The 12,298-nt window shown below is 38.8% G+C and carries 13 protein-coding genes; 5 read left to right on the top strand and 8 right to left on the bottom strand.

Translation table 11 applies throughout. From position 1 onward, the window contains the following. Positions 1-17: 17 nt before the first annotated feature. From tnpB to OQE68_RS11415, 3 genes are all read right to left on the bottom strand, one after another. A complete protein-coding gene (gene tnpB, locus OQE68_RS11425; RefSeq protein ID WP_180571489.1) occupies positions 18-371 on the bottom strand; it encodes an IS66 family insertion sequence element accessory protein TnpB in 354 nt (117 codons plus the stop codon). Positions 372-375: 4 nt separating this feature from the next. Next, positions 376-807 carry a hypothetical protein gene (locus OQE68_RS11420; RefSeq protein ID WP_180571490.1) on the bottom strand — a complete coding sequence of 144 codons (432 nt, stop codon included), beginning with the start codon at positions 805-807 and terminating at the stop codon, positions 376-378. Between the two features lie 304 nt (positions 808-1,111). Then, the gene (locus tag OQE68_RS11415; protein WP_180571491.1) at positions 1,112-2,686 is read right to left on the bottom strand and encodes an endo alpha-1,4 polygalactosaminidase; all 1,575 of its coding nucleotides are present in this window, start codon (positions 2,684-2,686) and stop codon (positions 1,112-1,114) included. A 586-nt stretch (positions 2,687-3,272) separates the two neighbouring features. On the opposite strand from OQE68_RS11415, the gene OQE68_RS11410 reads away from it, so the two are divergent. From OQE68_RS11410 to OQE68_RS11395, 4 genes are all read left to right on the top strand, one after another. After that, positions 3,273-4,088, top strand: coding sequence for a helix-turn-helix transcriptional regulator (locus tag OQE68_RS11410; protein WP_180571492.1), 816 nt, complete (start codon positions 3,273-3,275; stop codon positions 4,086-4,088). A 111-nt stretch (positions 4,089-4,199) separates the two neighbouring features. Next, complete coding sequence (locus OQE68_RS11405) at positions 4,200-4,883, top strand: LysE family transporter (protein WP_180571493.1); 684 nt, start codon at positions 4,200-4,202, stop codon at positions 4,881-4,883. Positions 4,884-5,025: 142 nt separating this feature from the next. Then, entirely contained in the window at positions 5,026-5,766 is a 741-nt protein-coding gene (locus OQE68_RS11400; RefSeq protein WP_180571494.1) for a substrate-binding periplasmic protein, read from the top strand. 62 nt (positions 5,767-5,828) lie between these two features. Beyond that, entirely contained in the window at positions 5,829-6,023 is a 195-nt protein-coding gene (locus tag OQE68_RS11395; protein WP_266195625.1) for a cold-shock protein, read from the top strand. A gap of 238 nt (positions 6,024-6,261) precedes the next feature. On the opposite strand, the gene OQE68_RS11390 is transcribed toward OQE68_RS11395, so the two are convergent. The 5 genes from OQE68_RS11390 to OQE68_RS11370 form a co-directional block, all read right to left on the bottom strand. Next, entirely contained in the window at positions 6,262-7,323 is a 1,062-nt protein-coding gene (locus OQE68_RS11390) for a succinylglutamate desuccinylase/aspartoacylase family protein (protein WP_180566671.1), read from the bottom strand. 39 nt (positions 7,324-7,362) lie between these two features. Then, positions 7,363-8,268, bottom strand: a complete 906-nt coding sequence (gene rimK, locus OQE68_RS11385; RefSeq protein WP_180566670.1) for a 30S ribosomal protein S6--L-glutamate ligase — start codon at positions 8,266-8,268, stop codon at positions 7,363-7,365. 8 nt (positions 8,269-8,276) lie between these two features. Then, the gene (locus tag OQE68_RS11380) at positions 8,277-8,744 is read right to left on the bottom strand and encodes an ATP-dependent zinc protease family protein (RefSeq protein WP_180566669.1); all 468 of its coding nucleotides are present in this window, start codon (positions 8,742-8,744) and stop codon (positions 8,277-8,279) included. A 27-nt stretch (positions 8,745-8,771) separates the two neighbouring features. Then, on the bottom strand, positions 8,772-9,698 hold the full coding sequence (locus OQE68_RS11375) for a mechanosensitive ion channel family protein (RefSeq protein WP_180566668.1): 927 nt from the start codon (positions 9,696-9,698) through the stop codon (positions 8,772-8,774). A 151-nt stretch (positions 9,699-9,849) separates the two neighbouring features. Next, positions 9,850-11,277 (bottom strand): aminotransferase-like domain-containing protein, encoded by a 1,428-nt coding sequence (locus OQE68_RS11370; RefSeq protein ID WP_180566667.1) that lies wholly within the window; start codon positions 11,275-11,277, stop codon positions 9,850-9,852. 113 nt (positions 11,278-11,390) lie between these two features. Between OQE68_RS11370 and OQE68_RS11365 the strand changes: the two genes are divergently transcribed. Next, positions 11,391-12,287, top strand: coding sequence for an EamA family transporter (locus OQE68_RS11365; RefSeq protein ID WP_180566666.1), 897 nt, complete (start codon positions 11,391-11,393; stop codon positions 12,285-12,287). Positions 12,288-12,298: the final 11 nt, after the last annotated feature.

The following is a 12,298-nucleotide window of genomic DNA, read 5'->3' as shown; positions in this document are numbered from 1 at the left end:
CACTCATTTAAAAACCATTAAGCGGCAACTGATTTCCAATCTTCCATAATGGCAGCGCGTCTCGGGTCGCCTTGATATAAGAGGATTTGTAGCTCTTTAGCACTGATTTTATAAGTAGTGTCACCAGCCTTTGGCCACCATTTTAATTTGCCCTGGGAGAAGCGTTTCATGCAAAGCCAAAACCCTTGACCATCGTAGACTAATAATTTAACCGCTTCTTTACGTCGATTGGTAAAGACAAAAATGGTCCCCGAATCGGCTTCTTCACTCAATTGCAATTTACAAAGAGCTATAAGACTGTTGATTCCTTTTCGGAAGTCTACCGGTTTTACTGCCAATAGCAGCCGATGCTGAGGCGTTAGTTGCAGCATAATATTAAGCAATAAACCGTGTAATTAATGCATCAACGGCTTGTGATGATATTGCACTCACCTTTAGTACAGTGCCATCAGGCCGCGTTAGCTCAACGGATAAAGTCTCTGGCAAACATGACTCTGTTGCAGATGATTTTGCTGTTTCACCACTAAAATCGACTTTAATAAACTCATTGGCTGGTGGAACTGCTCTTTCAGTTGACTTAGCTTTACCATTTAATCTTTGCTCTTGCACCCTTAATTGAGCATGGCTGATCCGTAAAGTGGATAATATTTTTGATATTTTATAGTACTCCTGAAGTGCAATAACATCACGCCAATATGCCTTTGGAAATGGTTGACGTTTACCTGGTCGCTGTCGCCAGGCCTCAAACTTGGCTTGCACTGCCTCAAGAGTTAATGGAGATTCGGTGGGGGTTGCTGCTTCGGTCATTATTATCCTCAACAAGGCTGATAACTGTTGAGGTTAGGCTATCAGGGAAGGTTTGTACGAGTCACGCATGCTTACCAAGGGGACACAGAAAAACTGATGTTGGAATATTATGGTTTTAACCAAGTTTTTTAGAATATCAAAGACTCTTGGCATATATCAGCCATAATTCATTTTTAGGCGTTAGTAAAAATACCTACACTGGAAGAATACCTAAAATGTAGGCTTCTTGTTGTAATGGGTGAGGTAATAAACTATGGAAGAGCTGGGGCAAGCTTGCCCCAGTATAAATAAAGTGAGTTATGGCCTAATTATTATGTTGATTGATTCTGTCGATGTAACCTTGAGGCAAGTCTTTTGATATTTCTCCAAGTGAACGACGAGTTGCGTATGGAATACATACGTTAGGTGCTAGCTTGGTGTACACCTTTTTAGCTAGGTTGCCTTGCGCATACTCTGCGCAGAATATGGGTAGTGATCCTTTCATATCAGCCAGGTCTTCTTCTACTTCTTCAGTCCATCCAGGGTAGAGATCATTGGTTGGCACGTTATAACCTCGGTCTTCATTCCAATCGTCAAAGCCTCTATCACCATCGTACCAAATGGCTTCTACAGCAATTGCATCCATTACACCTAAGTAGCGAGAGCGATCTTCTTCATATAAATCTGAAGCATTTTGCGCAACAATTAAATAGTTTGGGTTATGGTTTGGAGTGGCTGGCGAACGAGCGTAGTTGCGAATCTTTTCAATAAATTGAAACATTCGGCTAGCACTGGCACTTTTATTACCAACAATATTGACAATTCGGTCATCACTAAATGCTTCTACCCAATCCATATAAATACCATCAAAGCTGTGCTTTAACGTTTCTTGAACGTGGCTCCTGCCTTTATAGCCATATATAGCAATATCTTCCCAGGCTTTTTCCCAAAATTTAACAACGGTAATATCCTCCCAACCATTAGGGTCATCCCCTACAGATAAACGATTAATCATGTTTTTGTCTGCTGATGTTTTATGATACCAACGCCACTGTTCCGCTTGGGCTATATCAATATAAGCTAACACTAATGGCTCTACACCACGCTTTTTAATGTTGTGTTGCTTAATGCGTTGAACTAGACCAGAAATATCGTAGTCTTCCATTCCTTGCTCGGTTGTTGTCACTTCCAATACATAAACATCAAATAGGCTATTAACTAGTTCATGCTCTTTCTTGCTTATGTGTTGTATTTTATACACCCAATATTTGGCTTCATTTAACGTCATTTTTTTTGTGCCAGGGTTAGGTTTTGGGTCTGGATTAGGAGTGGGTGTTGGGTTATCATCGCAATCAGTGCTGGGTTGTAATTGTATTGCTGCATAATCAATGTTTACTACATCATAGTCATTATTGGTATGAAACATTACTTCAACCATACCATCATCGTTAATATAGTGATTAACATTGTCATTGAGAACATAGCTGTGTTTAAACCAAGCCCATGAGTTAGCGTCCTGGTTTATTCCTAGACGGTGCCAGCCATCACTATTGAAATTTTTAATTGATACAACTTGTTTCTGTTGTTCGAGAGGTTCGCCAAGTGTATTTAGTGTTACGCGTAACTCTTTAATTTCACAGTTTTTGTCGTATTCTTCATAATTAAATTTTAATAAACCTTTAAATTTTTCGTGATCAGGTTTTACTTCAATGTAGCGGTACCAATCATCCTCATTCCCGGTTTGGTCTAGTTTACTAAGCACCTTAATCGATTGATCATCACTAAACGCCCCTTTTATTGCTTCTAGCTGTTTGGGGTAAAGGGTATCAGCCCCTGCTATAGTGTTTATAGCAATTGGTATATAGAAGACTAAGGATGTAATATAAGGAAAAGCTTTCATTATGTTTAATCTCCAAGCCCTGCACTTTCTAAAAGTTAGTTTTTAAACCGAAGGCTATCTAATCTATTAATTTGTCTGTGTAGTATGAACAAAGAGCTATTGAATTTAACTGTAAGTTTATTAGTTTAAGATTTCTTGGTGATGAGGCGTATTTTCTATTTATAAGATGTATGTTGTCACATTTTTAAAACTGGTTTTAACTATTTAAAATATAGTACCCAATTGTTGTGTAAACAATATCTTAAAAATACAATAAGTAATTGATGTTGTAGGTAATTGATGTTGTAGGTAATTGATGTTGTAGGTAATTGATGTTGTAAATAATTATAGTTGTTGGTAGTTTAAAATTATTTTTATTGTGTTGAATGTATGATTTTAAATTATGTGATTATTTTATGAGAATTTTGATTAATGACTGTGATCTATAACTTAAAAGAGTTTTATATGATTTTTCAGCATGGGCATGTTTATGCAAATTTGAGCTAAGTTTAGGCTCAGTTCCTCTGCAATTTTTTACAAGCCTCATAGTAAGCAAAGCGATATACTCCTTTAAGTTATACTTATCAAGTAATGATGAAGGCGGGTGATGAAGGCAGATGAAGTTAAACGTTGGCAGTTGGAATCCTGTGAAGGGCTGAACCTTAGTGTAGCCCACTATGTAAGGTTTCAGTTTCAACGCCACTTTCATCTTGACTATCATATTGGTGTAGTCCAACAAGGTTGCCAGTGCTTCTTTCATCGTGGTAGCAGCTATAATCTGGCTCCTGGTCAGGTATCTATTATCAACCCTGATGAGTCTCATGATGGTCATAGCCTGGAGAAGCAAGGCTACCAAGTAAGAGTGCTAGCAATTAGTCCATCATTGATGCAGACCTGGGTAGATGACATCGCAGATAAACCAGGAACGCTGCCTTTTTTCAGCGAGCCAAGTGTTCCTGAGCCAGTGTTATTTCAAAAAGTTATACAGTTACATCATCTTATGGAGTCTGGTGGTGCTGCATTAGCGATTGATGGAGAGCTGTTAGCATGTATTGCTGACTTACTTCGCTATCAAGGGAAGCCATCTTTTGGTTTAGCTTCACCTGCATTGAGCGGACAACAACTTAGCTTGATTAAAGAATATTTAGTAGCCAATATGGATGGTAAAATCCATTTACAAACTTTGGCTGATTTATTAGGGCTAAGCCGTTTCCAGTTTTTGCGTCAATTTAAACAGGCTATGCACATTACTCCTCACGCATATCTAAAATGCTTGAGGTTAGAGCATAGTATGAAACTATTAGAAAAAGGCCTTACTATCTGTGATGCAGCCCAAGCTGTCGGTTTCTATGACCAAAGCCACTTTAATCGTGCGTTTAAGCAGGCCTTTGGTATTGCTCCTTCCCTTTTACAGCACCTATAAAACATAGATACTGTTAAAAACAGTATCTGCAATAATTTACAATCCCTCCTGTCATTGTTTTCTTAAAATAATTTTTTTAGAAGTGCCCATAAGTATAAGATAGGAAAATAAATGACTGATGTTATGCTGTTAATAACTGTGGGTTCAATCCATTTAGGTGGCTTGATTAGCCCAGGCCCAGACTTTGCCCTGGTATTAAGAAACAGTCTTTCCAGAGACAACCTTATTCTATCCAGAAAGCTTGCTGGTATTACTGCATTGGGTTTAGCCAGCGGTGTATTAATACATACTTTGCTGTCTATTCTTGGGATTAGTATGCTTATTAAAAGTCAGCCTATGCTATTTACTGGTTTACAATTAGTGGGGGCTGTTTACCTTCTATATTTAGGGTACGGCGCATTAAAATCAGGATGGGCCAGGGTTAAATCTGGCTGTATAACCAGTTTGGGCATAGATGATAAAAAGCAACAAAATGATGGTATATGGCAGGTTTATTTGGCAGGTCTAATGACTAATCTGCTTAATCCTAAAGCATTGGTATATTTTATTAGCTTAATATCTGCTTTTGTGGTCAACAGCAGCTCAATATCACTTAAGCTTGGTATTGCTGCTGAATTATTTCTATTGACTTTTATATGGTTTTCTTTGTTAGCCGTTTTCTTGTCAACAAAAAAGATGCAAGAGTGGATAAATCAATTTGAAGGATATATTAATATAGCAACTGGTATGCTGTTTAGTGGTGTTGGCACTATTATAGTTTGGCAGGCAATACACAACCATGACTGGATATTCTAGTGCTGGTGGTGTATCTAGCAAAACTTCAATAACCAGATGACTCTTACTTGAGTTCAGCTTTGTATTGCCTAACGGCAAAGTAAGGTTGAACTACACTAGATAGTGTATTAGTAACTGTTGTAATCGTAGTTATAAGTTAGTTATGCGAAAAAACCTTTTGGCTGTGTGCTTAGTCACTCTATTCAACATTACTTATGCTGAAGATAATGATTACTTATTTGCTACAGAGTCTTGGCCCCCCTATTACGATGATACGCTTAAAAATGGTGGTTTTTTCGCTGAGATAGTCAAAGAAGCTTACCGATCTCAAGGTAAAAAAGTTCGTATTGTCTTTACTTCATGGAAACGAGCATTTGAACTCACTAAACAGGGGAAGTATCAAGGGCTTCTTGGCGCATACTATGTTCCAGAAAGAGAACAATATTTTAAATACTCGTCAGTGATATGCCATAGCAGGCAATATCTTTATAGTAAAAAGTCCTCGAATATATCTTTCACCTCACTACAAGAACTGAGTCAGTATAAAATCGGTATAGTCAGGGGCTATTATTATTCAGATGAATTTAATGATGCAAAATACCTAGATAAATTTGAAAATGTCAGTGCAAAACAAAATATCAAGCTTTTGACGATTAACCGATTAGACCTAGTAACAGCTGATAGTAGAGTGATGCAGTATTACGCCAGTACAGCATTCCCCTCCTTAGCAAATCAGTATAAACAGCACCCTCTGATGATTAAGGATATTACTGTACACCTAGTAATTTCTAAGGCAATACCAAATACAGACCAGCTTCATCTGGAGTTTGAGTTAGGCTTTGCTCTTTTGAAAAAGCAAGGTTTAGACAAGGCAATCATGCGTACACATGGCTTTAGTCCTTGACTTGATTTATTCCTCATTAGCGCTTATAAATCACTCTGAACTCAAATAAATACGAGATACAAATGAGCACAGGTAAAGTTAAGTTTTTTGATGCAACCAAGGGTTTTGGCTTTATCACTCCAAGTGAAGGCAAAGATCTATTTTTCCATGTCTCAGAGATTCAAGGCCATGAGCCACAAGACGGTGACAAAGTAGAGTTTGAAATAGGTCAAAGTAAAAAAGGGCCATGTGCTGTTAATGTTCGTGTCATTGAATAGCTCAATATAATCTACTATCTAGAGGTAAACTCAATAGGCTCAGCCATCACATTGTTTGCTTTGGATGGTTTTGGTTTGTGTGGACCTCTAACAATTCTAAAATCTAAAGGCCCAGATATATCTGTGACTATCTGTTAAGGATGGTCAACGAGTGTCTGTATATTTTCTTCTTATTAAAACAACCTTGTTTGAAAGAAAATAATTTTTTTGATTGCATGCTTACCGAAGTGGCACAAGTTTATATGATTGGCCCATCAGTTGTTTTGTGGGGGGCTGTAGTTGGAGTTGCTGGCTCTAGCTGTTCCTGGAAATTTTCTAACTGGTTTACCACTGCATCTACTTTATGCTCGTAATAAGCTAAGTGAAATAGGGCATCTCCTTCATGAACTAAAGGTAAGTTGGCGCGGCCGATGACCACACCTTCTTGCAGCGCAGTAACTTTTGACTCCACCACTCCTAATGGGTCGGCGATTACACCCAATACACTCCCTTTTTCTGCTTTGGCACCTAGGGGGATCAAGACTCGTAAAATTCCACTGGATGGTGCGCGTACCCAGGAGGTATTGTCAGATACGACTGGTGCCTTAGGCGCTTCTTTAGTTTTCAGCTTTGGTAACATGCGCAACTGCCGCATTACATTTAATATTCCTTTCACACCACCACGAATACATACTTCATTAAAACGAAGGGCTTCTCCTGCTTCATACAATAAAATAGGTATACCTGCATCTCCACCAGTGGCTCGTAGGGAGCCATCACGAATTTTAGAGTTAATAATTGCAGGTACCCCAAATGCGTGAGCTAATTCTTTAACTTCATCAGTACTTAAATCTGCACGTATTTGTGGCAAGTTTTCTCGATGTCTTGAGCCGGTATGTAGGTCAATACCATGAGTACATTTAGACACCACTTCTTTAAGGAAAGTATTGGCCATTCGCGCTGCTAGTGATCCCTTGCTACTTCCGGGAAAGCTTCTATTTAAATCGCGACCATCGGGTAAATAACGTGAATGGGTGATAAAACCGTGTACATTCACTATGGGTATAGCGATTATAGTACCGCTAATTCTTTGCATTTGTTTTTGCTTGAGTAGACGACGGATAATTTCTACGCCATTAATTTCATCTCCGTGAATAGCTGCACTTATAAATAAGCAGGGGCCTGCACTTTTTCCATGTATGACATGAGCTGTCATTTGAACGTTATTATGAGTAACCATTGCTACTAAGGGTATATCAATGGTTTTTTGTTCACCAGGCTTGATGGTAACGCCGCTAATTGTAATGGGTTTGTTTTTCATTTATGTTTAGTTAGCATATGGTCATTCGCGAAGAGAAGGCTATCCCTTACCACGAGTACGGGTCTGATGAGGCTTAGCATTTTCTTCAATAAACTCAATAATAGCCCCTGCTACCTCTTTATTGGTGGCTTTTTCTATTCCTTCTAAACCAGGAGAAGAGTTAACCTCCATAACTAAAGGTCCCCGGCTTGAACGTAAAATATCAACTCCAGATACTTTCAGCCCTAATGTTTGTGCTGCATTGATTGCTGTTTTCCGTTCAGTGGGAGTTAGCTTAGTCAGGTTTGCAATACCACCTCTATGTAAGTTGGAGCGAAATTCTCCCGCTTGCGCTGTTCGTTCCATGGCAGCCACAACTTTATTGCCAATTACAAAGCACCTCACATCACTACCACCAGCTTCTTTAATAAACTCTTGGACCAAGAAGTTTGCATCTAATTCCCGAAAGGCATCAATAACACTTTCTGCTGCTTTGGGCGTTTCTGCTAATACAACTCCTCTTCCTTGAGTACCCTCAAGTAGTTTGATTACAAGAGGTGCACCACCAACTAGTTTGATCAGGTCTTTGGTGTTATCAAGGTGGTTGGCAAAGCCGGTAATAGGCATACCAACCCCTTTTCTAGACAACAACTGTAGTGCCCTTAATTTATCCCGTGACCGTCCTAATGCAACAGACTCAGTTAAACAGTAAACTCCCATCATTTCAAACTGTCGTATGACAGCAGTACCATAGCTGGTAATTGAAGCACCAATGCGAGGAATAACAGCATCGTACCCTTCTAGCTTTGCCCCTTTATACCAAACAGCAGGCTTGGTTGAGGTAATGTCCATATAACACTTGAGACAATCGATAGTAGTTACTTCGTGGCCACGTTGTTTAGCTGCTTCTACTAGTCGCTTAGTGGAATAGAGCTTTCTATTTCTTGATAAAATTCCAATTTTCATAATGTACTTTATTCCTGGTCTGTATCTGTGTCTTCAGTACCAAGGCCTGGCCCTAATAAAAACGACTCAACTGGATCAACGATAAAATGGTTATTTAACGCATTACGCCCTAATAGCATTCGAAACCGCATAGAATCCCGATTGGTAAGTGTTAATTCAGCATCAAATTTTTTATTACCTACTACAAGTGTGGTAATAATTACATAACGTTGTTCTGAGTGGCCACCAGAATCTGTAACACTACGTTGATCAGCTAATCGAGCATGACATTCTACAGAGGTGTCTGTGTTTAGTTGAATAGGGTGAATACCAAACTTAACCCAGGTTTCTCCATCTTTCTCGTACGGGTCAATATAATAGGCATGTAATGCACAGGTTTTGGCGCCTGTATCTACCTTGGCTTTGATAGCGTTAATGTTTAAGTCTGGCAAGCTAGCCCACTCGCGCCAGCCAACGGTCACTTTTTTTGTATCCATACTTTAGCCTGATTATTAGAGGTACCATTAGGTTACAGTTTCGCTTTTTTTTATATCTATAGCTGTATTGGTCGTTTTTTCTACTTTTTTAGCTTTGCTTTCTTTTTTATCTTTGTCCTTATCTCTATCTTTGGCTTTTTCATTGGCCTCATACCAATAGCGCATAAAAGCTTCTATTACCTGCTGTTCAACTTTTACTGCCTCATGAGTGGGACAAAAGAAGGAAACCGAAAAGACATTCTTAGCTACACTATTGGTGCTTACTCGAACGCTTGGTTCTGGACCGGGTATATCAACTCCCATTCGGTTGCCAATTAAACTGTTGTATCTTGATGCAACATCATTAAAAGGTGCACAGTATTCATGAATTTTTTCCAGGATGAAGGCTTTTGCATTGCACACATCTACATGTTCAGAGTCTCTTACTATTGAGAATGAATGGGTAACATAGCGGCGCATAAAGTTTAGGTTTTTAATAGTATTTGAAGACAACTGATTGTTGGGTATCACAAGAGTTTTGCCTGTATAGCTATAGCTAGCTCCCTCCAAATCTACTTCTAGTAAAGTTGTGCTTAACCAGTCATTTTTAACAACCTCACCACAATGACTACCGATTACTATCCAGTCACCAACCGCAAAGGTTCGGGCGCTGGCATGATAGAGTGAACTAAAAAAGCTTTGAATAAACTCTCTGGTAGCAATCACTAAAGCAACAACAAATGTAGCAATTGAAAGAGCGATCAACCTTAGTTCGGATATCCAGATGATAATCAAGCTTATGCCAATCAATAAGTTGGCAGCATTTTTGGTGCTGTTTATCCATTTGCGTGGTAACTCTTCTTCATCGGCAGGGCGTTGTTGTAAGTGTTTTATAACTATCCAACGCAGAACGAGAATAATTGCAATAACTACCACAGAGGCAATGAGTTTGTTTTCTGTAAAGAAACTGTTCATATTCTTTAAAAGGCATTAGTTGAAAAGTAAAAATCATTATTGTACTAGCATAATCTATCTAAAGGGCGAATGTTTTGCCTCTTAAGTAGTAAGATTATAGAAAGCTATTTGTAGTATTTTTGCTGAGGATTAAAAGAGTAAAAGACCTGTCTTAATAACCAATGGTGTCTGTTACTAACTCGCACAACTTTATTAGAGAGTTCCTTCTTCTTACTATATTTTCATTTGTATCATCATCGAAGCCTGGTTGAGGCCTGATAGGCCAGCCTGCATTAATGCGGAAGCAGTCATTGTATAGCTTACGGCTACTAAATTCATTACCAGGTCTAAAGTATATTCCTTCATCTTTGGCAAGATTAAATAGTGATTGACTATTGAGGTGTGGAATCTGTACCCAGATAACCATGCCGCCCAGTGCTTTACTTAGTCGAGTAGTTGTTGGCAAATGTTGTTGTAATAGCTGGTAATAGTCTTTAACTTGCTGGGCTAGTGTCAGCCGTAATTGTTTTAGATGTTTTAAGTAGAGCCCTGAGCTAATAAATTCATGGAGTGTGTTTTGTAAAGGCTGGCTCACTCCATAAAACTGCACTTGACGCATTTTTAAATATTGATTAAAAAACCGCCCTGGCTCACACCAACCTAATCGGTAACTGGGGGTGAGCGTTTTAGAAATGGAACCACACCACAATACCCAACCTTTTTTATCCCAATGCTTTATCGGTAAAGGTGGTGTGTTGGTATAGCTTAACTCTAAAAAAACATCATCTTCTATTATGGCGATGTGATGACGAGCTGCAAGCCTGGCTATGGTTTGCTTTTGCTCTACGGTTAAGCAAACTCCTTGAGGGTTGATATGATTAGCACTTAATAAACAGGCTTTAATACTGCCTTGTTTCATATGCTGCTCAAGCTGTTGAAGATCTAACTGGCCATTATCACTGGGTATTTCTACGACCATCCGTTTAGTGCTTGCGAGCAATTCCAACAAGCCATTAAAGCAAGGTGAAGTAATCGCAATGGCATCTCCTTCGCGAGTGGTGACCTCAATAGCTGTTTTCACAGAGTCAATGCAACCATTAGTAATAATTAGGGTTTCTGCCATAGGAAAGTACTGCTGGCTAAAATGATGGGTAAGGCTTCGAATAAGTTTTGGATTACCTTGCGCTTCGGGATATAAGTTAATAGCACTATCAATACGACTATTGGCTCTTTTAAAGCATCGGTTTAATAAGGTTGCAGGTGTTAACTCTGGTGCCAGCTGTGATGCATAAAAGGGACTATCCTGTTCGGCAGCTGCAAGTTGTATTGCTTTGGGCTTAGCGATAACTGCTTTAAATTTAGGGAATTGTGGCGGTGACTGATTACCATACGGTAATGAGGTATAAAAACCTGACTGAGGCTTAGACTGTAGCCAGCCTTGCTCTTGAAGCAGGTGATAGCAGTTTAAAGCTGTGGTTTTGCTAATTTGGTGCTGGTCTTTAAACTGCCGAATGGATGGCATTTTAAACCCTACGGGTAGCTTGCCTGACTGAATACTTTCAATAATCGAGTTAGCAAGAGAGATATACAGTGCCATCATAACTGTACCCTTAAAAATTTTAATTATTGTATCTGTGTATTTTGTGGCCACCTGCCATACTTGTCAACTCGATAGAAGTTGATCGATGTTTCGCTGCAAATCAGGTACTAGCCATGAAAACTAAACATTTACTAATAGCAATTGCTGTCACATGTTTATGGGGGTTTAACTTTTCAGTCATTAAGTTAGGTGTAGAAGCAATGGACCCCTTGATTCTTGCAGGGTTTAGGTTTACTTTTGCCGCAATACCCGCCGTATTCTTTATTAAAAGACCCAATGTGAAATTAACAGTAATGATCAGCTATGGACTGCTATTTGGTGTTGGTGTGTGGGGGCTAATGAATCTGGCTATTTATACGGGTGTGTCGGCAGGTATGGCTGGCTTAATTATAGAGTTTACGGTATTTATTAGTGTAATCTTTGGGGTGGTGTTTCTTAAAGAAAAGCTGAGTAACTCAAGAATAATAGGGTTATTATTTGCCTTTGTTGGATTAGGTATGATTTTAACTATAGAAGATGGGTCAGTTACACTAGTCGGTATAATTTTAGGTCTGCTTGCAGCAGTTGCTTGGAGTTGTATTAGTTTAATTATAAGAAAAGCCCAAATTAAGCAAATGTTCGCCTTTATTGTGTGGTCTTGTTTGTTTGCACCATTGCCATTATTCGCTTTAGCTTATTTAGTTAACGGCCAGAATGTATTTAATGAAGTACAGTCAATAAATGGTTTAGGGCTCTTCTCAATACTATTTCAAGCATTTATTACAACACTATTAGGCTATTGGGTATGGAATAGGTTAATGACAATTTATCCTATGTCTGTTATTGCTCCTCTTAATTTATTAGTGCCTATTTTTGGGCTAATCGGGTCTACATTGTTTTATGATGAAGAAGTTAGTTTAAATAAGGTGTTAGCTTTTTCTATTATTACTTTAGGGGTAATGATTCCAATGGGTGTGGCTTGGTATCAAGCTGCTTTACGCAGCCTTACGAAAATTGGCGTCTTAAAATAGTATGATTAAAA

Source organism: Spartinivicinus marinus (genome assembly GCF_026309355.1).
Classification (GTDB): Bacteria; Pseudomonadota; Gammaproteobacteria; order Pseudomonadales; family Zooshikellaceae; genus Spartinivicinus; species Spartinivicinus marinus.
The sequence above is the reverse complement of the archived record's forward strand: the minus strand, read 5'-3'. Positions and strand labels throughout refer to the sequence as shown.